A 24,646-nucleotide genomic window follows, 5' to 3' on the forward strand; every position below is an offset into this window, starting at 1 on the left:
CCGGGGTTGTCGTCCCGGTGTCAGGAGTGGTTGTGCCGGTATCCGGGGTCGTCGTCCCGGTGTCCGGAGTGGTTGTGCCAGTATCCGGGGTTGTTGTCCCGGTGTCCGGAGTGGTTGTGCCAGTGTCCGGAGTCGTCGTCCCGGTATCGCGGCTGTTCGTGTCGGTATCCGGGACTGTCGTTCCGGTATCCGGGGTCGTCGTTCCGGTGTCCGGAGTGGTTGTGCCGGTATTCGAACCAGTTGACCCGGTTGTGCCGGTACCAACCCATGAGTCGTATGACATCGGAAACTGCTGCACCAGACCCGAGCCCGCGCCCGTCGTGTCAATGACACTACCTGGCTGGACACCAAACTGATTGTAGCCGTCCTGCGCGCCGGTCGCATAGATCGTGAACACGTCGTTGTAGTAGTTCGGCGCATTCGGGTTCGTATTCTGGACATACACGTTGCTGGTGACATTCCAGCTGGGCTGACTGTTGTAGCCGATGACTTCGGACGTGACGTTCTGGTCAATCGTGACGTTCTGGGACGCGCCGCCGACCCGGATCGCCGGGATCGACACACCGCCTGTCAGCTGACCGGGCACTGCCAGAACCGTGTTGTTGCTGATTGTCACATCCTGCGCACTCCCCACGGAGATACCGTGCGTATGTGCATTGAAGATGACGTTATCTTCGATCAGGACGTTCTTATAGAACAAGGCGGGATCATTGGGGTTGGTGCCCGCATTTCCCATGAAAATCGCCTGAGCATAGTCGCCGGCCCCCATGTCAATGATGTTTCCGCGTATGGTAACATCGCTGCTTGGGCTATGGGTCTTGGAGACCTGGATGAAGTCGGCGTGATCTCCGGATTGGAACGAACGTTCGAAATCGTGAAGATAGTTGCCTTCGACAAGAATGCCCTGATTGCCGTCAAGATACATTCCGTCGGCCCGGATCGAATGGATATTGTTACCCGAGACCGCCACGTCGCTGCTGGCGCTTACATGTACGCCCACACGCCAGTCAAAGAACTCGTTGTTTTCAACGACAACGTCTGAACTGCCCCGGACGTACAGCCCGTTACCCGTGCCATAGCCGTTATCTACCGCGGATACCCCTGATGCCACATCACCAGCGAAGATCGAATCCTTGATCGTGATGTTGGAACTGCTTCTGATCTGAAAGGGGCTATAGCTCTTTGCTTGCCCGCTGAAGGTATAGTCGAAAATCACGTCTTCGAACGTGACATTCGAAGCGCCGGTCACTCTCAGCTCCGAGATTTCAGCGGGTGCGTTCGAATCCGCCGACTTGATCGTTACGTTTGATGCATACTGCGTTTTTATGTTCACGCGGCCATAGTCCCCCGCCGCAAGCAGTATCGTTTCCCCACCTGACGCCTGTGACAGAGCCTGATTCAGCTCGGCCGCAGAGGTTACCGTGATTGTCGTCGACATATTTCACCTTTTTGCATAGGCGCTGTGAGTGGCAGCGCACGAGAATCCCGCTCACCCAGGACGAAGGGAACAGTCGCAGAGCGGCGACAGGTTGGCCAAAATACGGCTATGTTTGGAAATTGTTGCCTGCAACGGGACAATAATGTCCCTATGCCTTCATTTCCGAGTGAACTCGATACTCGATACCGGGAATTGTTCCCCTTCCCTTGGCGGTCACGAAGGGTTTGGCAAATTGATTCCATCAAGGCAACAATGGCCACAAAAATGCCATTATTCAGGCATGCACCCGCGTATTTCGCACAGGCATCGGCGATGAATTGCCCGGTGCCGTAGCGTCACCCCCGCAGAACGGCCCCGGAACACCCCACCAGGCCGCATCATGGACAAGGCATTTGTTTGCCCATAGTGTTTTTCCACCATTTCCATGGAGAGCGGTCGCCCATGCGAAACACATACAATCCCATTGGCCTGCTGTTTTGGGCCTGTCTTTTTTTACTGGCTCCAGCAGCACCGCTCCTCGCCACCCCAACCTGCGGCAGCATGGAAATCGCTGCGAAGATACCAGACGCAGGCGGTGGCCAGGTCATCCGGAACGCCAAAGAACTATCTGCCGCGATCAAAAATGCCCGGGGTGGCGAAACATTCATTCTGGCCGGAGAGAATTTTGGCTCTTTGAAAATCAACAGGTCCTTCAAGACCCCCGTCACAATCCGGTCCGCAGATGCCCGATCGCCGGCCTGTTTGACTGAATTACGCCTGCGTGGCGCCGGCAACGTCACGCTTGATGGGCTAATTTTTGACTATACCTATACTTCCGGCGACAAAAGCCACTTCAACCGCTTCGACATCCGAAACAGCCACAATATCACCATTTCCAATTCCGTGTTCGACGGGGACTACAACGCCGGCATCGGGCATGGTCGCGGTCTGTTTATCAGGGATAGTTCCAAGGTTACCATTTCCAACAGCATATTTCGAAAATGGATGAGGGCCATCGTCGGTGCGCACTGCACATATCTCACCATCCGGCGGAACCAGATCTACGACATTCGCGCCGACGGGATGGCTTTCAGCGGCATTGACGACGTGGTGATCGAACAGAACAGGCTGCATAATTTTCGCGCCAAACCCAACCGCCGCGACCATCGCGACATGATACAGCTCATGCGGACCACAAACACCGGCAGCAGCAATATCGTGATCCGGGACAATGTTTTCGACAAGGGGGCCGGCGATTACACCCAGACAATCTTCATGGGCCGGAGCGGCAAGAATACGAGCGATCCGCTGTTGCGCCACAAGAACATTCTGATTGAAAACAACGTCATCTATAACGCCCATCTTCATGGCATTTCGGTCCATGGGGTGGATGATCTGTCCATTCGGAAAAATTCCATCATCCGGGTTCCCCTGCCCAATAGCGGCAAGGTGACGATCCCGCGCATCAACGTAACGGCGTCGACCTCGGTCGTGATCGAGCAGAACGCCGTCAGCGAGATCAACGGATACCGGAACCAGAGCGACTGGGCCGTTCTGAATAACGCCATCATCCAGGACCAGCGGCCGTCGGCCCGCGGATTTTACGATCGCGAGTTTATCGTTTACGCAACCGGCGCGGCGAACGGCTTTCATGAATACGGGGTGCGCCCCGGCAGCGAGATCGATCGCCTCGACGCCGGTTCGACGCTCGTCAGGCACTATCCGACCCGCCGCTGAACGTGGCCTTGTGCCGGGGCCCGGATACGGCCAGCATCGCCGGCAATCCGGCCGGGCGCAGGATGTGACACCTACTGAAGCTGCCGAGAATACTGATCCATCAGAATGGGTATCATCCAGTTTGCGCCAATCTCACTGAGATGATCATCGTCTTGATAAAGTGGCTGCCCGTCCAGCTGGATGCGGCAGGATACGTCACACAGCAGATCGGCCGGCTGCACAAATATGGCCCCTAAATCCCGGCTGACCTCGGACAGGATCGTATGCGCGCGGGCATTGCGGTGATCGAACTCTTCCCGTGTCGGCGGCGCGCGCAACTCGGTCCCGAAGGCGATGCTGCCGGCAATCGCCTGAGGAACATTGAAGCCTATTTCCGGTATGCCCCCGACAAGAAGAACGCGGATGCCCTGGTTCCTGAACCGGTCGAGAAGACGATGCAGCCCGCGCTCGACATGCTTCGGGTTATCCGCGATCCCCGTCGAGCGCTCTCCCGAGGCCGCGAGTATGGCCGGTTTGCCTTTCTCACCCTGCGCCCGCGTTCCCTCGGTCGCCAGTGCCCATCGGGCCGCTACGATGACCACGCCGACATCGGACAGTTCCTCGACATATTCGGCCACCATCTCGTTGTAAGTGTCGCATCCATGGTCAGAGGCCATGTCGACACGCCAAACACCAAGCAGTGGCGGACAGCCGGGTTTTACGAAAGCCTTGCCCGCCATGTTGTTTGCCTTCAGCCAGGCATCAACGCCGGGAAGCAAGGCGCCGGCATGTGAATCCCCCCACACAACGACGTCATTGCCAGCGCTCTCGCCGGAGGCAATTCCAATTTTGCAGGGCTCTTTTTCACTTTGCCACCCCCTGCACGCATTCATCAGATGATGTGGCTTTTCGAATTTGCGCATTTCTTCCGCCAGGTCGGCAGGGATCCTGCCGGGCATGCCGTCCTTCACAAACAGAACAAGGGCCGCCGCCATCAGGAAAGCCATGCCCACCCCGGCACCCGTAAAGATCTCAGGCCTTGAAAACCCGCCCTTGGCGGCGGGTTTCCGGAATGGCCGTTCGACGAAATGCAGGCTGAGCGTTGCAAGCAGAACAGACAGCAGGACACAGGCCAGTGCCGTTGCCATGGGCAAGTCTGCACTGCCATGTTGCAATCTGGCGGCGACGAGGATTGGCCAGTGCCAAAGGTACAGAGAGTAAGAGATCTTACCCACCCAAACCATCGGGGGTAAGGAAAGCGCCTTCCCGGCAAGCGACGTGCCATGCATCCCCGCCCAGATCAAAAACGCGGCCCCCAAACATGGCGGCACAGCGGTCAGCCCGGGGAATGGCGTTTCGTCGGAGAGTAAAATGATACTTCCGATGATCAGCACCAGCCCGACCCCTCCGAACACTTCGAACTCAAACCGCTGCCGAAGTGTCGGAAACGCGCCAATCGCCAGCAAGGCACCAATCCCAAGCTCCCATATCCGTGTGGGGGCAAGATAGAAATTTGCCACTGGCATCGCCTGTGTCGCCCATATCGAGGCGATCAGCGACACGAAAGAAATCAATGCGATAACCGTGATCCAGATGCGGCGCCGCAGTTTTGCCAATCCCCACAGCAAAAGCGGGAAAAACAGATAGAACTGCTCTTCCACCGCAAGGGACCATGTATGAAGAAGCGGCGCCAGTTCGACGCCCTTTCCAAAATAGTCGCCATCCGCCAGCCAAAACCAGACATTGGAGACAAACAGCAGCGTCGCGACCGTTGATTGTGCCAGGTCTTCGTATTGACCTGGCAACAGCAGAAACCATCCGACCACAAGACACGCCGCCAGCATCACGAAAAGCGCCGGAAGAATACGCCGGGCCCTGCGCTCATAAAATGAAATAAGCGAGAACCGGTTTTCGAGAATTTCCCGGGCCAGGATTTTGGTAATCAGAAATCCGGAAATCACAAAGAATACATCGACGCCGACAAACCCGCCCGGAACCCCGGCAATGCCGGCATGATGCAACACGACCGGCACAACGGCGACGGCACGAAGGCCGTCAATGTCTGATCTGTAGGAAAGGCCCGGTGCATTGCTCATGGGAAATCATTGTGAGTAGTTTTCTTCAAATCTCACCCCTCTTTAATCAAATCGCACAGTGATTTTATGCAGGCATGCAAGGTGGATCGAACTTTCTACCGGCAATCTCCTCTACCTCAGCAAACCATCCAGATAGGCCCCGTATTCATTCTTGGCGAACATCTCTGCCCGTTGGCGCAGCTGCTCTTCGTTGATCCAGCCCAGTTGCCACGCGATCTCTTCCGGGCAACCCGTCTGCAGCCCCTGACGTTCTTCCAGCGTCCGCACGAAATTGCCCGCATCCAGCAAGCTGGCATGGGTGCCGGTATCCAGCCAGGCGTATCCGCGCCCCATGGTTTCGACCCTGAGCCGGCCCTCCTCCAGATACATCTGCAGTAGGTCGGTGATTTCCAGCTCGCCCCGCGATGACGGCCTGACCTGCCGGGCGCGCCCGGGGGCTGTGCCGTCCAGAAAATACAGACCTGTCACCGCGTAATTCGACGGGGGGACGGCAGGCTTTTCTATGATCTCCCTTGCGCGGCCGTCTGCGTCGAATGCAACCACCCCGTAACGTTTGGGATCAGCCACGTGATAGCCGAACACCGTCCCGCCATCGGCCTGCTCATCCGCTGCGGCCAGCAGCTTTGGCAGGCCGTGACCAAAAAAGATGTTGTCCCCCAGAACCAGTGCCGAGGGTGCCCCGGCCAGAAACTCTTCGGCCAGAATAAAGGCCTGCGCCAGCCCGTCGGGGCTGGGCTGCACCACATAGGTCAGGCTGACCCCCCACTGGCTGCCATCCCCCAGCGTGCGTTTGAACTGATCCTGGTCCTGCGGCGTGGTGATCACGCAGATATCGCGAATGCCAGCCAGCATCAGCACCGACAGCGGATAGTAGATCATCGGCTTGTCATAGAGCGGCAGCAGCTGTTTCGAGACGGCCATCGTGATCGGATAGAGCCGGGTGCCCGATCCCCCTGCAAGTATGATGCCCTTTCGTGTACTCATGATGCGCTTTCCAACTCTTTCAGAATATCGCTCAAACCCTGCCGCCAATCCGGACGTGTAATGCCAAAAGTTGTTTCCAGTGAGGAGCAATCAAGGCGGGAATTCAACGGTCGCCGCGCAGGTGTGGGATAGTCGGTGGAAGGAATGTCTTTGACGTCACATTCAGTCTCTAATTCGGCAAAAATCATGCGCGCGAAACCGGCCCAGCTGATATCCGGTGCACCTGCAAAATGGTAGATACCTGCCTTGCCCGTATCCTCGACCATCTGCTGCGCCATGGACAGGCAGGCCGCCGCAATGTCCCGCGCCGGGGTCGGGCCACCGATCTGATCCGCCACGATCGACAACTGATCCCGTTCAACCCCCAGCCGCCGCATCGTCTTGACGAAGTTGTTGCCATGGGCCGACACCACCCAGGACGTGCGCAGGATGGCACAGGTCCCTCCGGCCCGGGCGATCCCCTGCTCTCCGGCCAGTTTCGAACGCCCGTACGCCCCCAGCGGCCCGGTCGGATCCGTGGGCTTCCAGGGGGCGTCACCTGACCCGTCAAACACGTAATCCGTCGAAATAGAGACGAATGGGACCCCCAAGGCCGCACATTCCCGCGCCATCGCAGCGGGGGCATCCGCATTGATCACAGTTGCCAGCGCCTCTTCTTCCTCGGCGCGGTCCACGGCTGTGTAGGCGGCCGCGTTGATCACCGCCTGTGGCGCGGCGGCGCGGATGGCGGCGGCACAGGTCGCGGGGTGTTCCAGATCTGCGGCAAGGCGATCTAGGCATATCACACCGTCATGGACGGCCAGCTCCCGCGCCACCTGCCCGGTTCGGCCAAAGACAAGGATGGTCATGCCTTCACACCCAGCCGCTTGCCGACACCATCGCGGCCTTGCAGGGCGCGCCACCAGCTTTCGTTGTCCAGATACCACTGAACGGTTCTTTCCAATCCCTCTTCGAGGCTGACGGAAGGGCGCCAGCCCAGTTCCCGCCGGATCCGCGCCGGATTGATGGCATAGCGCGCATCATGGCCCGGGCGGTCGGCGACAAAGGTGATCAGGTCGGCATAGGGCGTGGCCCCGGGGCGCAGGCGATCCAGAATGCCGCACAACATCTGCACCAGCTGCAGGTTTGAGCATTCGTTTTCGCCGCCGATGTTATAGCTGCGCCCGATCTGGCCTTTCTGAACCACCAGCAGCAGCGCTTCGGCGTGGTCTTCCACGTATAACCAGTCTCTGACATTGGACCCGTCGCCATAAATCGGCAGCGGCTTACCTGCCAGAGCATTCAGAATGATGACCGGGATCAGCTTTTCCGGAAAGTGATACGGGCCGTAATTGTTCGAACAATTCGTCAGCACCACCGGCAGATCGTAGGTTTCAAACCAGGCCCGCACCAGATGATCGCTGGCCGCCTTGCTGGCCGAATAGGGAGAGCGCGGATCATAAGGGGTTTCTTCGGTGAACTGCCCGGTTGGCCCCAGCGAGCCATAGACCTCGTCGGTCGAGATGTGGTGAAACCGGAACCCGTCCGGCCTCCCCTGCCCTTCCCAGTACCCTCTTGCCGCCTCAAGCAATGTGTAGGTCCCGGTAACATTGGTATCGATAAAGGCGCCGGGCCCTTCGATCGACCGGTCCACATGGCTTTCCGCCGCCAGATGCATGATCGCATCCGGTGAATGGTCGGCCAGCGCCCGGTCCATGGCGGCCCGATCCCGGATATCAGCCTCTAAAAAGGTGTAATTCGGGTCATCCGCCACCTCGGCCACATTGTCGAGGCAGGCGGCGTAGGTCAGCGCATCCAGATTGACCACCTGGTGCCCGTCCCGGATCGCGCGGCGCACCACAGCCGAACCGATAAACCCCGCCCCACCCGTCACCAAAAGCTTCACAGCGTACCCTCCCAGACAAACGGGCTGTCGAAATTCGCAAGCGCAGGTGCGGCCGTGTCCTTATCGGACAGCACCGGATCACCGGTCAGCCCCCAATCGATACCGCAACTGTCCCAGCGCACGGCCCCATCGCAATCGGGCGCGTAGTAGTCGGTGCATTTGTAGCAGATTTCGGTATCGGGTTGCCGCGTCACAAAGCCGTGCAGAAACCCCTTGGGCACCAGGAGTTGTTTTGCGTTTTCTGCCGTCAGCTCGACACCCAGCCAGCGCCCGTAGGTTGGCGACCCCCTGCGGATATCGACAACGACATCGAACAGCGCCCCCCGCCCACAGCGCACCAGCTTGTCCTGCGCATGGGGCGGTGACTGGAAATGCAACCCGCGAAGAGTGCCGGGACTGGCCGAAACCGAATGATTGTCCTGTACGAAATCAAGGGTGATCCCATGCGCGCGCAGGGTCTTGCGGTTCCAGGTTTCGGAAAAGAACCCGCGCACATCGCCAAACCGCTCTGGCGTCAGGATCAGGACCCCCAGCAAAGCGGTTTTTTCAATCTGCATGCACTCAAAACCCGTGTTAACACAACATGTTCATAACAACTGAATAAGGGGCTGTCATAGGTGAGACGCGAATAAGACGGATCGTTCAGTCATACCGGCGCATTCCACACATCAATCTCTGAATTTTCGCAACAATGCTATTTGGCAGGCTCTCTGTATTTGATCGTAGGGTGTTGTATATCCATAGCGCAGAAATCCGGAAATATCATCAATATTAAACAACACCTTGAGGGATAATTTGAAACGTCCCGGGGCCAATGTGGAAGGCCCGGCCGGGTGCCCGAATTGAGTTTGAGCGGCAGGATCGTTTTTTATCCGGTTTCTTGTGACCGCAACTCCCGGGCAGCATTGTTTTCCAAAACGGCCCCGAATATGCTCAGCGCGTAAAATCAGGTAACCAGTTGCACAAAATGGAAAACGAAGAAGTCCGCCAAGACTATCATGCCTTAGTGCGCAAAGATGTACTTGGCCTGGTTCCGGAAGGTCAGAACACTGTTCTTGATGTCGGCGGCGGCATAGGCGCTTCGGCCGGCTATCTTAAGCAAACGGGCAAGGCGGCGCGATACGTTGTGGTTGATCTGGTTGCCGACGCCAAGCACCCAAGTGTCGATGCAGCGTATTCAGGTAACCTCGAAGACCCGTCACTTCTGGCCACGATTGCGGAAGAGCAAGGCACATTTGACGTCATATTGTGTCTCGATGTGCTTGAGCACCTGACAGACCCCTGGTCCGTGATCGAAACCTGCCATGCGCTGCTCAAGCCCGACGGTGTGATCGTCGCAAGTATTCCGAATGTCCGAAACCACAGGCTGCTGATACCGCTGATTTTCAAAGGGCGGTTTGACTATACAGAAAAGGGTATCCTGGACCGCACCCATCTGCGGTGGTTCGTGCGGGATACCGCGATCAGGCTGATGACGGGTTCCGGGCTGGAACTGGAACTGGTGCAGGGGCGTTTCTATGGCCGGCGAAAGCAATTGCTGAACTGGTTGACCCTGGGCCTTCTGAGAAACTTCATCTACCTGCAATACTTCATCCGGGTCCGCCGCCCTGCCTCTGAGTAGGACCCCCGGCTGTCCGCCCCGGCGCTTGACCTGTTCAGGTATCCGGGCAACCGTTTTTCACGAAATCACCGAAGGATAGGGGATAACGCAAGGCATCCATCATCCAAAACACGGATTCGTCGTTATAGGCGTTAATCACCTCCCAAACGACTTTGCCGTCCGGGGTAACTTCGAATGCACGCCCCCTGTCGGTTTCCGCAAGCAATATATTCCCGTTCTCAAGCACCTGATGCTTGCCACGGTACTGGGAATAAAAGGCTTCATCGCCCGCCCCGTCAAAGATCGTCGTGACGGCTCGTGAGGAAGGGTCGATCTTCAACACCCGGCTTCCCCCCAATTTGCCCCTGTATCCGTTTGCCGCGTCCGCTCTGCCGCCGGTTCGGTTGTCGAATACGGTGATTGTCCCGTCGGCCTGAAAATCGGGGTCGTGCTGCCCCTTCATCGGCCCGGTCATGTACCACTTTAACGCGTAGCTCTCTCCGTCAAGCACCCAGATCTGGTTGAAATGCCGATGGCTGAGAAGAAGATCACCCGCTTCGAAATCCGGGAACGCATCCGCAATCTCAACGCTCAGGACGTCGACATCGTTCAGATGCGCCACATCGCCACGAATTGGCCGGGTGCCGATCATTCCCTCGTACCGGCCATCCGTCAGGATTTTCACGAGATCCACCAGATCTGTCTGCTGGCCGGTTTCCAGATCAAACCGGGCGATCGCATCAAAGTTAAAGCCGTCTCCGTTTGGCAGTAACGTGTTTGGCGGATACCGGTCCACGTATACAGGCGTCCAGAACCCCCCGGAGTCATCAAGGGTCAGGGCGTGATGCGCGCGGCTTTCGTTCTTCCAGACTATGTCCCCGCAAGCGGAAATACGGTAGGTCCCCCGCCCGTCCAGATTGGCAAGCATGTCTCCGTTGGGAAGAAGCACTGCACCATGTATGAGCGCATGAAATCTGTGCGCGGCATTTTCCTGTTCAAGCTCAAAGAAATCGACGGGCCATTCGTGCAGAATTGCCCCGTCCATTCCATACAGGCGCGCAGTCAGGCGGTTATCAAACACACTTACGACAAAGGTGACACCCGGCTGCATCGCGTTCGGATCGAACCTGGGCTCGTGATCCGCGGGAAAGGTCATCTCTCCCATATGCTGAACAGGGCGGATGCCAAGCATTGCGGCACCTTCTTTCCGGACGGTGTTCAGCGTCCGAAGCCCAAGTTCCAGCTGCGGCTGGGGCGGGATCCGAAAATGGCCAAAGGCAACACCGACCAGGAACGCCAAGGCCATGCCGCACGTTACGGACAGGAGAAGTGGCAAATCGGCTTTCTTGGCCCACCTGGTGAACTTGGAAAATCTCATTAACTGTTACGTCCTGAAGCCACGCGACTGGCACGCAGCGTGGCCAATGATAGGGCCAATTGCAACTGGTCTCGCCGGTGCAACGGTCGCAAACCCAGGGCAAATCCTCGCCCGGAGGACAGCCGCCTCTGACGGTCGGATCCCGAAATTTACACCCCCATGAAGTCGATCATTCCTTGTCAGTGCCGATCACATCATAAAATGTTGCCTTACATTCGGACATTCAACCAACCGGAACCATTTTTCATGGCCCCTATGCCCCTGAAATATCTGATCCAAAGCAGGCCTGCGGGGTCAGAGAGTCCTGCCCCGGTCGCTTCACCAATTAGAGATATTTGCCGAAATCGTTCGCAATTTGGCGACAATTCTTATGGAAATATTCCCGTACCGTTACAATCGTTTCGACGCGCGCGCCGGGAAAAGGGATAATTGCAATCTCGACACCAGGCATCTGAGCCCGCCCCGCGCAAAGTCGAGTTTTCAATTGGTGCCCGGCATCGGCACTACTGTGACCGGAGAAGCTGAGATGAACCAGGCATCGCCCACCCTTGCCCGCACCGATCTGGCAATTCTTCTGTTCATCCTTCTTCTGGCGACAGTGCTGAGGGCCACCGGCCTGAATGCCCCGTTATGGTACGACGAAATTTGGACCGTCGACACGCATGTCCGCCTTCCCTGGAACGAGATGATGCGCGAATATTCAATGAACCATCACTATTTCTTCAGCATAAAGGCAAAGCTGTTTTCCCAGGTATTCGGAGGTGAAGCGTGGGTATATCGCGCCCCGGCCGTGCTGTTTGGCGTCGGGCTCGTGGGCGCGATCTGGTGGCTGGCAAAAGACGTGGCCGGCATCAGGGTCGCGCATGTTTCGGCCCTTCTTGTGGCTCTTTCCTACCATCAGGTCTGGTTCTCGCAGAACGCCCGGGGATATACCGAACTTGCGTTCTGGAGCACGCTCGGGCTTGTGTTCTTTCTGCGCGGGATACGCCGCCCCACCATGGGTGTCTGGATTGCCTTCGGGCTGACCGCAGCGGCCGCTGTCTTCACGCATCTGACCGGCGCGTTTTTCTTTGTTGCCCTCGGCCTTATCTGGCTGATGTCACTGACCACGGGCATTGGCCGTGCCCCCCTGACCCGCCAATGGGTGCTGCAGCCGCTGATCGGGGCCGCGATCGGGGCCGTTCTGATCTTTCTGGCCTATCTGCCGATCCTGCCAAGTATCGCAAGCACCGTAGGTCAGGTTTCGGCGTCATCCGCCATTGATCCGATGCAGGTCTATCAGAACCCGGTCTGGACAGTGCTGGAAGGTCTGAGAACGGCGATAGGAAACACCGGAACGCTCTCTCTGGCCGTTGCTCTGTGCGGGCTGGTCGCCATCGGGTTTGGCGCAGCAGATGTGCACTCCAGACAACCTTTGTTTTCCCTGTCCATCCTGATGCATATTGGCGTGGTTCTGATCATTCTCATGTCGCTTGATATGAGGATCTGGCCCCGGTTCTTTTTCGTCGATATCGGCCTGGTCATCATCCTTGCCGTTTCAGGCTGTCGATACGGGGCCGGGCTGATTGCACAGGTCGTCAGGCGGCCCGGCCTTACGCAGCCTCTGTTCGCTGTTTGTGTTGCGGCAATGGTGATTGTGTCCGCATATCTCGTGCAACGAAACTACGTTGCCCCAAAGCAGGACCTGGCCGGAGCCTTTGAGTTCGTAGAGGGCACACGCACCCCCTCCGAGCGGGTCTATGCCATCAATCCCGGCGGCCCGGTCTTTGAAACCCATTTCAACGCCGACTGGCCAACGATCGGTGACAGCGAAAGCTACGCCAAAGCGATGAACCAACCCGGATCCGTGACTTTGGTTGTCTTGTTTCCGGGCCGGATGTTTCGCGCCATTCCCAATCTGGGGGTCGATATCGAAGGGCCGCTGGAACTTATTCATGAATTCCCGGGCACCCTTGGCGATGGAAGGGTTCTTATCTACCGGCGCAAGTGAACCGGGCATCATTTCCCAACGCTTGCCTTTGACGTAAGCGCACGGCTTTCAGCGACACTTGCGGTACATAGCGCAATACGGGCCTCAGCAACCACCGGCTGCGATTGCCTGCAGCGCCTTCTCACCGTGGGACTGCGGCACATAGCGCGACCACCCCAGTCGATAGAACTCACCGTTTTCTGCCTGGTTCACAAAGGTGGCCACGAGCTCGCCCGCTTCACTGATGACGAAAACGCGTCCCCGGTTCGTTTCTTCAAAAACCAGATGCCCGGACGTTGTGAAATCCTGCAAACCCTCTGTCGCCGTCAATGCATCAACGCTTTCCAGCGCCCCGCGAAACGGGCTTTCCACTGAATCGGTGGCAAAGTCATAAATCACGGTCTCGCTGATACCATCCACCCGCGGGCCAAGCCCCCGGTTGAAAGTATTGTTGTTAAAAATCGCAATCCTGTGGTCGTCGAGGATGTCTACGTCATGCTGCGACAGCCAGGGGCCCGCTTTCGACCATACGATCTTCCCGGTTGAGGGACGGTAGAGCGCAACGAGAGACTGGTGGCGAAAACTCAGAAACAAATCACCCTTGCGCCAATACGGTCCGTCGCTCTGGGCCAGTTCGATATCATTCAGGTGCATGGGATCATTGTCATATCCACCCGCCATAAAGAGAAGGTGGCCCAAACCGCTGTTTTCAAAAACCACATCCAGCGCTTCTTCGAAAATGACCTCACCATCTGCATTCACCCGGGCAACAGAGTTGCGGCGAAACTTCGGCCCCATATCTTCGGGGCGATCATTCCAGATATTGCTCGGAATCCAGAAGCCGCCTTCGCCATCGGATGTCGTTGAGTGATGAAACAGATGCCCCTCCTGCACCCATTGGACATCACCACAGGCCGACAGCATGAACAGGGGTGAATCATGATCCTTCAGCAGCATTTCACCCTTTTCGGTCAGATAGGGATGGATATAGCGGAAATAGGCGTTGTTCCATTGATCATACGGGGCCCGCTCCTTGAACTCCTCCGGAAACCGCGCGACCTGAGACAGCAGGGCTTCGGGCTCGGGGGCCCAGGTCTGAAGAACCTCGCCGGTTGCAAGCGACACCATTTCAACCACGTGCTGCGTGAGATCGCCGTCATACCGGCTGAGCAGCAAATACCCGTCCAACCCGCCTGATCCCGCAGGCTGAAGCCAGGTCCAGCCGGCGGCCATATCCATATCAGCCGGCAATTTGGGCCAGATCATCATGGTCGGATCCGGCCGCCCCACCTTTTTCAGCGCCTGACGTGCGTTTTCGGGGGCTTCGGCCAACGCCAGCACCGCTTTGCCGAGGGGGCCAAAATTGGCGCCATCTATTTCGTCCTTTTGGCGCTCCTCATCAAGAACGATGGCGCCAAACAGCACCATTCCCAGAAAGGCCGCGACCAAAACCAGCCCCAGAACCCACAACTCAATTTTCTTAAAAAGTAACTTTTCCACTACAGACTTCCATCATGAAACACAGATTCCGGTACACCGCATATTTTCACGAGCCGCGACAAAATTGTTTGAAACATAAGTCATCTCACGGCTCGGGTCGCTAAATCCCGGTAGATCGCGGTCGCTTCCCTTATCAGTTCGTCCGAAAACCCCTCTTCGATGCTGACATCGGGTTCGGCGCGAAAAAACGGCCTGAAATTCATGTCGCCCGTGCTGATATCCAGCCGCTCGGCAAGTGCGGGAAGCACCTCGTTCGGGCGGGCGCGCAGGTCGTCCTGCACCACGATATGGCAGCTGTCGCAATGTTCGGCGACATCCCGGAAAGCCGCGATCCAATAGGCCAGCCAGTAGTTGGGATCGTCAAGCGCATAGCTGTCCACGGACAGGTGCGGAAATGCCATCGGCTGATGCAACAGACCAAACTCCAGATGGCCGATATCGCGCATGTAGCGAAGGACAAACTCATCCTCGCTCTGACGCTTCAGAAAGTTCCTGTGCTGGCGCAGAAGCGACCAGGCATGCGCGCCTGGGCTTCTTAATGGAACAACGATTTCACATCCCCGAAAGTAGTCCGGCAAAAGCCGAAGCCGGGCAATATTGGCGTTGTTCTTCGACAGGTAGCGCCGCGAAACCTGTTTGCCTGCCGGTGCACCGGCCGCGTGCAAATGGCATATCTTCCTGAAATGCGAGTAAAAAAACGCCTGCGCATCTTCCCGGAAATCCGACTGATGCCAAAGATCTATGCGGCCTCCGTCATATTTTTCCGGCCAGAACAGGTGCCAGAAGATCTCGTCAAACGCCTCCGGGCTGTCGAGGCCGATCTGCAACCCGTCCCCATGCGCCCGTTCAACCTGTGTGACCTTGCGGTTCAGTATGTTGCCCATGCCGTTCCACAGATAGGGCGCCGAGATGAACGGCATATCCCTGTAGCGATGCGTCGCCAGCCCCTCGACTTCGGACAGGGCATTCAGCAACGACGTCGTACCGCCGCGTGCCAGCGATGTAATGAATACCGGCGGCCCGACATCGAAATCCCCGACACGTTTTCTGAAAGCAAAATCGTCGACCCTGGCGGTTGTCCGGTGAAATCGCGGGCCCGAAAAGGCCAGCATATGCGCGAACCGGTCGGCGGACCCGTAGGTTCCGGGCGCGCTGGTTTGCTGCGGCGTGTCATCCCCTTTCCGGAACAAAAACCGCCCGACGAAAATGGCCGCCACCGAAACACCGATGATGTAGTCAGGCCGCAGCATCAGCGAAACGATTTGTGCGCTGCTGGCAAGGCCCGATGCCTCGGCTATCAGGACAGGAAGCGCCGCGGCAAGAAGCGCGGCCCCAAACCGCCAGAACACCCGCCATCCGTGCACGATGAGGGACCAGCCGGACCGCCGGACCAGAACCTCCTTGGCATCGTCATCCAGTTCGCTGTCAAGCATGGCCGAGATGCCCTGCATCGCATCATCAGCAAGGCTTTTCGTAACGGCTAGGATGTTCAGGTACCAAAGCCCGTATCCGAAACCGGCAACGGCCAGCAACGAAACGACAAAAGCGATCATCATCGCTGAGCGTCAGCCTCGTCGCCTTTCAGCGCGCCGTTCCGCTTTTTCCGAAGGGCCCGTTTGATCGGAAACCACACGAAACCAACAATGAGGAGAAGCCCCCCAAGAAGAATCGCAATCAGGGTGAAAATAGCTCCTAGCCCAGCTCCCGGGCCGATATAGGCATGGGCTGGTGTTGCCAAAAGCAACAAAAGGGCGGCTTTAATCCAAATACGCATGAACACCTCACTGGTAAAAGTCGGCTGCAACGATCCTTCAATGGCACGACAGTCTGAAAACCTTCGCAAGATGTAGCATCACATCTCAATTAACTCAAAAAAAATAGATCAGAGATGCCGTATATTTATAACGGCCAGCACAGTGCCGTAATACCAGGTGGACTGTTTCTGCCAAGGTCCGGCCCGGGGCGGCAGGTGGCACCGGCCAAATCCCTGTGCACCGGCAGATCCGCGCTGTTTCGCGCGCGAAACATTACCCGGCCCGATCTGTCAGCCAGCCCCGCAATTCCGCCAGGAACGCATCCGAAACGCCCTTTCCGGACAATGTGATCTGTGCACCGTTTCGACTCTGTTTCAGCTGAATGCCACCGATCGATTCCAACTGTGACCCGGCAGGCTCTGTCTTTGAGGATGCCGGATCGTTGTTCTTCAGCCCCATAAGTGCATGTGTCAGAACCTGGCTTTCCTGATCCGGGGCGCTGGCCGGATTTTGCGCCAGTTTCCCGGCCAGCTTCCGGGCCGCCTTCGGGTCGTCTTTCACCAGCTTTGCAAGCGACAGGCCCAGCCGCTCGGGGATGGCGGAGGCAAAGCGCAGATGATCGTCCAGCGCGTGATAGATCGCGATGAACGAGCCGATCTTTGACCGCTTGGCCCGGCTGGCTGACGCGAACAGCCCACGCAGGGCAGAGGCCTCATCCGGATACACGCCCTGCTCGGCCGCCCGCGCCACGATCCGGGCGCGCTCGTAATAGCTCAGCCCGACGCGGATCTCGTTTTCTTCGACCATCGCCACATAGGCGTCCGAGGCGCTCTGCGGCTGCCTGAGAAACGCGCGGACGGTTGCAAAGCGCGTCTCGCCCGTTTCCTGCACCAGCGCCCGCAGCGCGGTCATACGCCGCCACCCCGAGATCAGACCATAACGGCCGTTCTCCAGTTCCACGACCTCGATCGGGGTTTGCTGCCCGCGCGCTTTCAGGCTTTCCCTCAGCGCCTCCATTTCCGTATCATCGGCCGCGATCCGGTCGCGCACCAGATAGGTCTCATCGATGACTTCCAGCGGCAGGTCCTGCACCAGACGCCCCTCGGCACGGGCGGCACGCAATTCCCCGGACAATTCTTCAAGCGCGGCCTGAGCGGCCGTGGCACCGGCCACCTGTGCGACCGGGGGCGCGGACCGGAGCGTCTCTGCCGGGAACATGGATTTCACCCCAGAGGCAGAGGCGCCATCCGCCAGGTAATCCGGCCGGGCAGGGGTCAGTCGTTTGCGTTTTGCCATCACTTTCTCCTTTTCCGGCGGGGATCAGACTCTGTTCACGGGCGCAACAGTTGTGTTTCGCGTGCGAAACATCGCGCTCAGACCGTCAGTTCCGGCGCCGCTGCCTTTTCGTTCTGCTGGGTCAGCTCTTCGCCCCGCCAAACCCCGATCAGCAGGCGCTTGAACGAGGCATAGGTGGCATCAAAGGTTTCCCGCCCGCGCACATAGGTTTCGCGGTTGAAATCGCGGTAATCCGCCTCGTAGATGCCGTTGACCTGTTCCCCGGCCTGCCCGATCAGCGCGGTGTATCCCTGCCAGTGCGGCGACAGGGTGCGGCCCAGATAAGCCTGCATCAGCCCGGCAAGTTCCGCCTGCTGGCTGCCGTCATAGCGGGTGATGACCGTGCGCACCGCATCCCACTGAAAGGTCATCTCGGGGCGTCCCAGCGCGCGGGCGGCCATGTTCTCGCCCTCTTCGATCGACTGGAAGGTGGAATGCAGCATGTCGAAGAACCGGCCGGTGGAATCGAACTCCAGGAACGACGCGCCCATGGGCACCAGCAGAATGTCCGAAGCCGCCAACCCGTTGATTGTCAGATATCCCAATGCGGGCGGTGTATCGATGAAGATGATGTCATACTGATCCAGCATGCCATCCTCTTCCAGCGTGTCCGTCAGCGCATCCCACAGCTTCCAGCTGCGCCCCTGCATGCGCCAGACCGGGATCTGGAACTCGGCCCAGTACAGGTTCAGCTGGGCACCGATCAGGTCGATATTCGGCCAATGGGTTGTCTGGATCAGGTCGCCGCTGCGCACCTTCAGCGCTTCGGAAAGCGTATCATCGATCGGGTGAGGGGCCTCGCCCCGGTCCAGCCGCCCCTGATTGTCGCGGCGCAGATGCGTGGCATAGTGGCGGGCAAGCAGAGGGAACACCGTCTGCCATTCATCCGTCACCTTGCCGCCGAAGATCGAGGTCATCGACCCCTGACTGTCCAGATCGATGACCAGCACCTTGTAGCCGTCCAATGCCGCTGACATGGCCAGATGGGCACAGGTCGAGGTCTTGCCAACGCCGCCCTTGAAATTCGCCACCGAGACGATCTTGGCCGGCAGCCCCTTGGGGCGATAGGGGCGGTACTCCTTGGCCTTGGACCCTTCCGAGGCGAAATGCAGACGCAGGCGCAGAACCTCGTCCAGCGTAAACCACTTGGCACCGCCTTCGGTTTCCGACTGGCCTTGTGGCAAATCCGGGTTGCTTTTCAGGACCCGGCGAAAATGGGCAGGGGCCACGGGGATCAGATATTTGGTGATTTCCCAGGTCGAAAACAGCCGCAGCTTTTTCTGACCGTTCTCTTCCAGACCCCGGCTCGCCAGATCTGCGCGACCCCGGGCACAGGCATCCGCAATTTCTGAGAAATCATATGTGCCGGTGGGATCGCCCAGCTCTTCATAAGCCAGATCCGGGTCTATATTGAAATACGGAGGGAGCCCCTCTGATGTGCCTGCTCGCATTGAAATGCTGCCCGTGTGCTGTGTTTTCCTCAATATACCACAAAAGGCAGCATGTGAAAGCATTATGAGCACAAAGCCGGATTTTCTAAGCAAAAATAATGGGTAGGGGCAGGTTGAGGGATGGTATTTTGGCGCGCTGCAAAAAATTGTTCTGTTAGAATCCTGTTATCTTATTAGTTACGGCATTCAATCGGTCCTACTAAGCTCAAGAAAAAAAACAGGTTTTTGCGATTTCTGATCTCCAGGGTGAATCTGATCCCACGAAACGGTGACTCTGAACCCACGTTGGACTGACTCTGAACCCACGTTCCGGCGGCTTTACGCCTCCTGTGGATAACTTTACGGTGGGCGTCAATAAAACCACGAACGAAGATTCGGGCAGGATATATGGGCAGGGCAGTATGAGCGGGGCAGGGGCGTTGTTGCCTGACCGGCATCCAACGGGCGATTTTTTTGTCTGCGATATTTTTGATGCGCTGCCCAAGAATGATCTTGGGTCGATGGAGCATCCGATGTTTTCGCTGTCGACCCGACCGGACCGGCGGATTCTGAATTACGAACATAACGGGGTCGAGATCACGGTGACGCCGTCGGTGCGCGGTCTGGCGACGATCCACGACAAGGACGTCCTGATCTTCTGCATCAGTCAGCTGATGGCGGCGATCAACGCGGGCCGGACCGTCAGCCAGGTGCTGCATCTGACGGCCCATGATCTGATGGTGGCCACCAACCGTGAGACCAGCGGCGACGGCTACAAGCGCCTGCGCGAGGCGTTCGAGAGGCTGGCCGGTACAAGGATCACCACCAACATCGTCACCGGTGAGAAAGAGACCACCACCGGATTCGGCCTGATCGAAAGCTGGGAGATTGTGCGCCGCACCCGGGCAGGCCGGATGGTCAGCGTCAGCGTAAAACTGTCGGACTGGCTGTTCCGTGCGGTGCTGGCGAAATCGGTGCTGACCCTCAGCCGGGACTATTTCCGTCTGCGCAAGCCGCTGGAGCGGCGGATCTATGAGCTGGCGCGCAAACATTGCGGGCGTCAGCCTGAATGGCGGATTTCGGTCGAGGTGCTGCTGAAGAAATCGGGCTCGGCCTCACCCCGGCGGGTGTTCCGGAAAATGATCCGCGACATGATCGCAGCCGATCACCTTCCCGATTACGAGATGACCGAAGAGGCGGGCGACCTGATCCGGTTCTCGCGCCGCGGTCAGGTGGTCGAGGGGCCGGACAAGCCGGTCCTGCCGCCGGACGCTCTGGAAGAGGCCAGGGCGATGGCGCCGGGGCGGGACGTCTATGCGCTGGAGGCGGACTGGCTGGCCTATTGGGCGGCGTCGGGCCGCCCACAGATCAGGAACCCGCAGCGGGCGTTTCTTGGATATGTGGCCAAGAGGGCCGCCGGACGGGATTAAAGCGCATTGCGGTTGATCAGATCATGATCGGAATGCGCAGCCTTTCCCTTCGGTCGGACACGCATTTTGGTGAAATGGTCTCAGGCAAAACCCGGAACGTTTCAGACACTCAGCTGGAATAGGCGTGATTTTGTTTCCCGGCCCGTATCTTTATCACTTTCACCGCGACGGTAACGGTGATGGCCGCCAAAATGAACATCCAGCCGAACAGGACATAAGCCCCCAGTGCCGTCAGGATGGAAGAACCGGAATACAAAGTGATCCCGCCAGCGCTCAGGCCGACCAGGATTGCTGCTCCGATAATTCCCATCATATTCTCCGGTCCTCCGGTTTTGGCCGTGGTCTGAATACAACCTAAGGTAGGCGATAGTCTATGCCATGGCTAGATGCCTAATACCAATTCCGTAGCGGAATCATGGCAAAACTTTGGATCACCTTAGGTTAAAATTTGATTATTTTTACCTGACGGGGCTTTAGCCCCACTACTCGTTCGACACTGCATTTGTTTTGAAGCCTGAGAAAGCCTGAACGCAGTGTTCTTCAATTTTCGCACGAAAGCAATAAAGGACGGCAAGCCCTGTGGCAAACGTGCAAAGAGCCGCCTGCCGGGGCGTTTTTCAGGTTGGTTTGACCTGGGAAAGAAGGATCACACCAGCGATGACCAGCCCGATTCCTGCAATTTTCTGAAAGCTGAGCGTTTCGGAAAACAGGAAATAGCCCACGATCAGAATGCCGACCATCGCCAGGCCCGTGACCGCCGGATACGCGATGCTCAGCTCGATGCCGCGGATGGCCACGGTGAAGCTGCTCAGAAGCAGCAGGCCGCTCACCAGCCCGGCCCATGCCCATGGCGAGAGCATGAAGGCGCGCATGTCAAACGCGCCCGTAAACTGCTGCACCGCCAGTTTGAACGACACATTGGTGCAAATATTCGCACACACGGCGAACAGCAGGGCGGACCAGTAGAATGACATATTTCTCTCCTTCGTTTCAGGTCTGCGGGGAACACCTGTGTTGTGATATTGGCAGCAGCTTCATGGCTTCATCAAAGGGTCAGGTATTTGGCGGCTATGGTCGTCAGTATGAAGCCTGCGCCTATCAAACGGCTTATCCGGTCCCGCAATGCGAACAGAACCGGATCGTCGGAAATGTAGCCGCGCCGGGCTCCGACCCAGATCCGGTTTCCCCAGTAGAGCAGCAGAAGGCACAATAGCCAAAGGATATCCGGTGAGTTGTACAGGCTCCGCACGTCGGGGCTGTTGATATAAAGCGCCAGAATGACCACGGCCGCCGTGATGTTGGACACGCCGAGGCTGAACATGGTTTCGCTGTCAGCATGCGAATAGTCGCGGCCCCGCACATTGGTATCATTTGCCGGCGCGGCGGCCACTTCGATATAGCGTTTGAGATACCCGAGGCTGACAAAGACGAACATTGAAAAGGCCAGAAGCCATGAGGACAGAACGATACCCGTGGCCGTAGCCCCGGCAATGACACGCAGAGTGTAAAGCGACGCCAGTACCATGACATCCGCGGTTGCAATCTGCTTCAGCCAAAAAGAATAGCTCATGGTGATGACGAGATATGCGATCAGCACCATCGTGAAAGCGGCCGGCAGAAAGATCAGGGACGGGATAAAGGCCGCCATGGGCAGTGCGACAGCTCCCACGACACCTGCATGCAATGACAGGTCCCCTGCGGGCAAAGGGCGAAACCGCTTGCTTGCGTGCTCGCGGTCCGCAGGCAGGTCTACCAGATCGTTCAGGAAGTACACGCCCGATGCACAGAGGCTGAAACAGACGAAAGCCAGCAGGGCCGAAAGAAGCCCTGAAAACGGCAGAGCCTCCTGAGACGTGAAGAGCGGCACGAAGATCAGCGCATTCTTGGCATATTGATGCGGGCGCATTGATCTGAGGAAGGCGCGCCACTGGGGCGGGCGCGAGCGGATGACCTTCTCAGCGGTCCCGGCGGCTTGCGCGGTTGCCACTTCGGGCGCCGGAGCGTTGACGAATATGCCCGACCCGGCGGCGGCCCAGATCGGGCTGTCCGCCGTGCTGTCGCCGGCATAAGTAAACGCGTCGCTGCCGTTTTCGTCGCGGATCGCAGCCAGTTTGTTGGAGCCTTTCAGGTTTCGGTCGGTGTCGGTGGCCAGGACAGAGTCGAATATCCCCAGATGCGCGGCGACTTTCTCGGCGTATATGCGATGAGAAGCCGTCGCCAGGACCAGATGCCTGCCGTGTTCCTTTTGCAGTTTCAGATAGTCAAGCAGCGGAGCTTCGAACGGTAGCGCCTCGGCCCTGATCCCGACCTGTTTGGCAATCTGTTCCTTCGCAAAGGGAATGCCCCGCAACAGCCACATGAAGAAGGGAAAGATGTTGAAGGGATTTCGTCTCAGAAACTGCAGGATAGCTTCGACAAAAAGGTCCGTTCTGACCAACGTTCCGTCTAGGTCGACAAAGATTTTTCCCGGTTTGTCACTCATTACAGGTGTTCTTCTTTCAATTTTCACGCACTTGGAAGCGAACCTGCCGTTGATGCTATGCCATGGCGTGTAAAAGTGGGAGACACCGTTCTGAGAAGAGGGGTGGCATGGCTCACATCTTCATCAGTCGCCCGTCCGCCACCTGGATCCCGCGCTTTTCAAAGATATTGCGTGTGTCGAAAATCAATGCCGCCTCGCGCGCGACCAGATCGTAATCCGGCGCGCTGTGATCGGTGATGACGGCCACCGCAGCAAAGCGTTTCAGGTTTTCCGCCGTCAGCGGTTCGGACGTGCGCCCGGCCAGTTGCGGGAATTCGCCGCCTTCGGGCAGGCGGGGGAAATACGGGTCGTGGTAGTCCACCTCGGCGCCCAGCTTTTCCAGCTCATCCAGCAGCACCAGGGCCGGGCTGCGGCGGGTGTCTTCGACGTCGCGCTTATAGGCAATGCCCATCAGCAAAATGCGCTGGCCGGTCAGCGGCTGCCCGGTGTCCGCCATGGCCGAGCCGTTGCGCGCGGTCAGTTCCGCCGCCATCCGCGCGGCCAGCATCGACGGCACGGCGTCGTTGCTGGAGCGGGCCAGATTGATGATCGGGGTGTCAGACCCCGCATCCGCGGCGCGCCAGGCCAGATAGGCGGGTGACACCGGGATGCAGGCCCCGCCAATGCCGGGACCGGGATAGAAGGGCATGAAGCCAAAGGGCTTGGTGGCCGCCGCCTCGATCACCTCCCAGACATCGACATCCATCGCCTCAAGCGCGGTTTTCAGTTCGTTGACCAGCGCGATATTGACGGTGCGAAAGCTGTTCTCGACCAGTTTCACCGCCTCGGCCGTGGCCGCCGAGCTGACCGGCACCGCGCGGGTGACGATGGCGCGATAGAAATCCTCGACCAGTTGCCGGGACAGAGCATCGTCGGCACCCACCACCTTGGGGATACTGTGCGTGTCGAACTTATCATTGCCGGGGTCTTCGCGCTCGGGCGAAAAGGCCAGGAAGAAATCAAAGCCGGCGCGCAGGCCTCCCGCTTCGAGGATCGGTTGCACCAGCGTCGTCGTGGCACCGGGCCAGACGCTGCTTTCCAGTACCACCATCTGACCGGGGCGCAGGTGCTGTGCGATGGTTTCGGACGCGGCGGTTACAAAGCGCATGTCCGGATCTTGTGCATCGGTCAGCGGGGTCGGCACGCAGATCAGCACGATATCGGCCTCGGCCAGCGCGGCGGCGTCCTCTGTCGCACGGAATCTGCCGCTGTCCACCGCCTGCGCGATCCGGTCCGGTGCAAGGTAAGAGATGACCTGATCACCCTGATTGATCCGCGCCACCCGGTCGGAGTTGAGGTCAACGCCGATGGTGTCGAAGCCTTCGTCATAGGCGGTCAGCGCCAGTGGCAGACCAACATAACCCAGCCCCACAACAGCGACCCGTGCGTCGCGTTGCGCGATAAGCTGTTTGAGGGTCTGATGGTGTGAAATTTCGTAGTTCATAATCAATCCTGATGGTACAAAGTCACACTGAAAACAACGCGCGGTGCCGCGGCCGGAAAATCCGGCCCTTTCCACGGATAGGGCGGATTGGGTCCGAATCCAACAATTTTGTCAGCACTGTTCGAGGCCGCAGTGCGATGTTTCCCAAATGGGTGCAATTTGCGGATGTCCGCAGAATTGTGGAGAA

General features: G+C 58.2%; 21 protein-coding genes. 5 read left to right on the plus strand and 16 right to left on the minus strand.

Annotated features, from left to right (window positions below; genetic code table 11):
* Positions 1-1,438, minus strand: a 1,438-nt coding sequence (locus ACR0D8_RS21465) for a right-handed parallel beta-helix repeat-containing protein (protein WP_480649575.1), incomplete at its 3' end; no start/stop codon positions are given.
* A gap of 441 nt (positions 1,439-1,879) precedes the next feature.
* On the opposite strand from ACR0D8_RS21465, the gene ACR0D8_RS21470 reads away from it, so the two are divergent.
* Positions 1,880-3,154, plus strand: coding sequence for a right-handed parallel beta-helix repeat-containing protein (locus ACR0D8_RS21470; RefSeq protein ID WP_480649576.1), 1,275 nt, complete (start codon positions 1,880-1,882; stop codon positions 3,152-3,154).
* Between the two features lie 71 nt (positions 3,155-3,225).
* Here the strand turns inward: ACR0D8_RS21470 and ACR0D8_RS21475 are convergent, their stop codons facing one another.
* From ACR0D8_RS21475 to rfbC, 5 genes are all read right to left on the minus strand, one after another.
* A complete protein-coding gene (locus tag ACR0D8_RS21475) occupies positions 3,226-5,229 on the minus strand; it encodes an acyltransferase family protein (RefSeq protein WP_480649577.1) in 2,004 nt (667 codons plus the stop codon).
* A gap of 111 nt (positions 5,230-5,340) precedes the next feature.
* A complete protein-coding gene (gene rfbA / locus ACR0D8_RS21480; protein ID WP_480649578.1) occupies positions 5,341-6,213 on the minus strand; it encodes a glucose-1-phosphate thymidylyltransferase RfbA in 873 nt (290 codons plus the stop codon).
* Positions 6,210-7,061 (minus strand): dTDP-4-dehydrorhamnose reductase, encoded by an 852-nt coding sequence (rfbD, locus tag ACR0D8_RS21485; RefSeq protein ID WP_480649579.1) that lies wholly within the window; start codon positions 7,059-7,061, stop codon positions 6,210-6,212. Before rfbD ends, rfbA begins: the two co-directional genes overlap by 4 nt.
* A complete protein-coding gene (rfbB, locus tag ACR0D8_RS21490) occupies positions 7,058-8,098 on the minus strand; it encodes a dTDP-glucose 4,6-dehydratase (RefSeq protein ID WP_480649580.1) in 1,041 nt (346 codons plus the stop codon). Before rfbB ends, rfbD begins: the two co-directional genes overlap by 4 nt.
* Positions 8,095-8,655 (minus strand): dTDP-4-dehydrorhamnose 3,5-epimerase, encoded by a 561-nt coding sequence (gene rfbC, locus ACR0D8_RS21495; RefSeq protein ID WP_480649581.1) that lies wholly within the window; start codon positions 8,653-8,655, stop codon positions 8,095-8,097. The genes rfbB and rfbC overlap by 4 nt, the downstream gene beginning before the upstream one ends.
* Positions 8,656-9,104: 449 nt before the next feature.
* On the opposite strand from rfbC, the gene ACR0D8_RS21500 reads away from it, so the two are divergent.
* The gene (locus tag ACR0D8_RS21500) at positions 9,105-9,719 is read left to right on the plus strand and encodes a class I SAM-dependent methyltransferase (RefSeq protein WP_475163640.1); all 615 of its coding nucleotides are present in this window, start codon (positions 9,105-9,107) and stop codon (positions 9,717-9,719) included.
* Between the two features lie 34 nt (positions 9,720-9,753).
* Here the strand turns inward: ACR0D8_RS21500 and ACR0D8_RS21505 are convergent, their stop codons facing one another.
* Positions 9,754-10,743: an arylsulfotransferase family protein gene (locus tag ACR0D8_RS21505; protein ID WP_480649631.1), complete on the minus strand. Its 990-nt coding sequence runs from the start codon at positions 10,741-10,743 to the stop codon at positions 9,754-9,756.
* Here ACR0D8_RS21505 and ACR0D8_RS21510 point away from each other — a divergent pair.
* Both ACR0D8_RS21510 and ACR0D8_RS21515 read left to right on the plus strand, forming a co-directional pair.
* On the plus strand, positions 10,654-11,079 hold the full coding sequence (locus tag ACR0D8_RS21510; RefSeq protein ID WP_480649633.1) for a hypothetical protein: 426 nt from the start codon (positions 10,654-10,656) through the stop codon (positions 11,077-11,079). The genes ACR0D8_RS21505 and ACR0D8_RS21510 overlap by 90 nt on opposite strands.
* A 523-nt stretch (positions 11,080-11,602) precedes the next feature.
* Positions 11,603-13,066 carry a glycosyltransferase family 39 protein gene (locus ACR0D8_RS21515; RefSeq protein WP_480649582.1) on the plus strand — a complete coding sequence of 488 codons (1,464 nt, stop codon included), beginning with the start codon at positions 11,603-11,605 and terminating at the stop codon, positions 13,064-13,066.
* A gap of 84 nt (positions 13,067-13,150) precedes the next feature.
* On the opposite strand, the gene ACR0D8_RS21520 is transcribed toward ACR0D8_RS21515, so the two are convergent.
* From ACR0D8_RS21520 to ACR0D8_RS21540, 5 genes are all read right to left on the minus strand, one after another.
* Positions 13,151-14,545 (minus strand): arylsulfotransferase family protein, encoded by a 1,395-nt coding sequence (locus tag ACR0D8_RS21520; RefSeq protein WP_480649583.1) that lies wholly within the window; start codon positions 14,543-14,545, stop codon positions 13,151-13,153.
* 80 nt (positions 14,546-14,625) lie between these two features.
* The gene (locus tag ACR0D8_RS21525) at positions 14,626-16,101 is read right to left on the minus strand and encodes a hypothetical protein (RefSeq protein WP_480649584.1); all 1,476 of its coding nucleotides are present in this window, start codon (positions 16,099-16,101) and stop codon (positions 14,626-14,628) included.
* A complete protein-coding gene (locus ACR0D8_RS21530) occupies positions 16,098-16,319 on the minus strand; it encodes a hypothetical protein (protein WP_475163631.1) in 222 nt (73 codons plus the stop codon). The genes ACR0D8_RS21525 and ACR0D8_RS21530 overlap by 4 nt, the downstream gene beginning before the upstream one ends.
* A 253-nt stretch (positions 16,320-16,572) precedes the next feature.
* On the minus strand, positions 16,573-17,595 hold the full coding sequence (locus tag ACR0D8_RS21535; RefSeq protein ID WP_480649585.1) for a ParB/RepB/Spo0J family partition protein: 1,023 nt from the start codon (positions 17,593-17,595) through the stop codon (positions 16,573-16,575).
* 77 nt (positions 17,596-17,672) lie between these two features.
* Positions 17,673-19,085 carry an AAA family ATPase gene (locus ACR0D8_RS21540; protein WP_480649586.1) on the minus strand — a complete coding sequence of 471 codons (1,413 nt, stop codon included), beginning with the start codon at positions 19,083-19,085 and terminating at the stop codon, positions 17,673-17,675.
* A 401-nt stretch (positions 19,086-19,486) separates the two neighbouring features.
* On the opposite strand from ACR0D8_RS21540, the gene ACR0D8_RS21545 reads away from it, so the two are divergent.
* On the plus strand, positions 19,487-20,494 hold the full coding sequence (locus ACR0D8_RS21545; protein ID WP_480649587.1) for a replication initiator protein A: 1,008 nt from the start codon (positions 19,487-19,489) through the stop codon (positions 20,492-20,494).
* Positions 20,495-20,603: 109 nt separating this feature from the next.
* On the opposite strand, the gene ACR0D8_RS21550 is transcribed toward ACR0D8_RS21545, so the two are convergent.
* From ACR0D8_RS21550 to ACR0D8_RS21565, 4 genes are all read right to left on the minus strand, one after another.
* Positions 20,604-20,807 (minus strand): hypothetical protein, encoded by a 204-nt coding sequence (locus ACR0D8_RS21550; RefSeq protein WP_480649588.1) that lies wholly within the window; start codon positions 20,805-20,807, stop codon positions 20,604-20,606.
* 304 nt (positions 20,808-21,111) lie between these two features.
* Positions 21,112-21,468, minus strand: a complete 357-nt coding sequence (locus ACR0D8_RS21555; protein ID WP_475163620.1) for a DMT family transporter — start codon at positions 21,466-21,468, stop codon at positions 21,112-21,114.
* Positions 21,469-21,539: 71 nt separating this feature from the next.
* On the minus strand, positions 21,540-22,976 hold the full coding sequence (locus tag ACR0D8_RS21560; protein WP_480649589.1) for a UbiA family prenyltransferase: 1,437 nt from the start codon (positions 22,974-22,976) through the stop codon (positions 21,540-21,542).
* A gap of 112 nt (positions 22,977-23,088) precedes the next feature.
* Positions 23,089-24,459, minus strand: coding sequence for a nucleotide sugar dehydrogenase (locus tag ACR0D8_RS21565; RefSeq protein ID WP_480649590.1), 1,371 nt, complete (start codon positions 24,457-24,459; stop codon positions 23,089-23,091).
* Positions 24,460-24,646: the final 187 nt, after the last annotated feature.

The organism is Ruegeria sp. BG10 (assembly GCF_056538575.1).

What these genes read in the sequence shown, in the direction of transcription:
- ACR0D8_RS21470 (WP_480649576.1), top strand. Translation starts at nt 1,880, where the DNA reads ATGCGAAACACATACAATCCCATTGGCCTGCTGTTTTGGGCCTGTCTT.
- ACR0D8_RS21475 (WP_480649577.1), bottom strand. Translation starts at nt 5,229, where the DNA reads ATGAGCAATGCACCGGGCCTTTCCTACAGATCAGACATTGACGGCCTT.
- rfbA (WP_480649578.1), bottom strand. Translation starts at nt 6,213, where the DNA reads ATGAGTACACGAAAGGGCATCATACTTGCAGGGGGATCGGGCACCCGG.
- rfbD (WP_480649579.1), bottom strand. Translation starts at nt 7,061, where the DNA reads ATGACCATCCTTGTCTTTGGCCGAACCGGGCAGGTGGCGCGGGAGCTG.
- rfbC (WP_480649581.1), bottom strand. Translation starts at nt 8,655, where the DNA reads ATGCAGATTGAAAAAACCGCTTTGCTGGGGGTCCTGATCCTGACGCCA.
- ACR0D8_RS21510 (WP_480649633.1), top strand. Translation starts at nt 10,654, where the DNA reads ATGTATGAGCGCATGAAATCTGTGCGCGGCATTTTCCTGTTCAAGCTC.
- ACR0D8_RS21505 (WP_480649631.1), bottom strand. Translation starts at nt 10,743, where the DNA reads ATGGACGGGGCAATTCTGCACGAATGGCCCGTCGATTTCTTTGAGCTT.
- ACR0D8_RS21515 (WP_480649582.1), top strand. Translation starts at nt 11,603, where the DNA reads ATGAACCAGGCATCGCCCACCCTTGCCCGCACCGATCTGGCAATTCTT.
- ACR0D8_RS21525 (WP_480649584.1), bottom strand. Translation starts at nt 16,101, where the DNA reads ATGATGATCGCTTTTGTCGTTTCGTTGCTGGCCGTTGCCGGTTTCGGA.
- ACR0D8_RS21530 (WP_475163631.1), bottom strand. Translation starts at nt 16,319, where the DNA reads ATGCGTATTTGGATTAAAGCCGCCCTTTTGTTGCTTTTGGCAACACCA.
- ACR0D8_RS21535 (WP_480649585.1), bottom strand. Translation starts at nt 17,595, where the DNA reads ATGGCAAAACGCAAACGACTGACCCCTGCCCGGCCGGATTACCTGGCG.
- ACR0D8_RS21540 (WP_480649586.1), bottom strand. Translation starts at nt 19,085, where the DNA reads ATGCGAGCAGGCACATCAGAGGGGCTCCCTCCGTATTTCAATATAGAC.
- ACR0D8_RS21545 (WP_480649587.1), top strand. Translation starts at nt 19,487, where the DNA reads ATGAGCGGGGCAGGGGCGTTGTTGCCTGACCGGCATCCAACGGGCGAT.
- ACR0D8_RS21550 (WP_480649588.1), bottom strand. Translation starts at nt 20,807, where the DNA reads ATGATGGGAATTATCGGAGCAGCAATCCTGGTCGGCCTGAGCGCTGGC.
- ACR0D8_RS21555 (WP_475163620.1), bottom strand. Translation starts at nt 21,468, where the DNA reads ATGTCATTCTACTGGTCCGCCCTGCTGTTCGCCGTGTGTGCGAATATT.
- ACR0D8_RS21560 (WP_480649589.1), bottom strand. Translation starts at nt 22,976, where the DNA reads ATGAGTGACAAACCGGGAAAAATCTTTGTCGACCTAGACGGAACGTTG.
- ACR0D8_RS21565 (WP_480649590.1), bottom strand. Translation starts at nt 24,459, where the DNA reads ATGAACTACGAAATTTCACACCATCAGACCCTCAAACAGCTTATCGCG.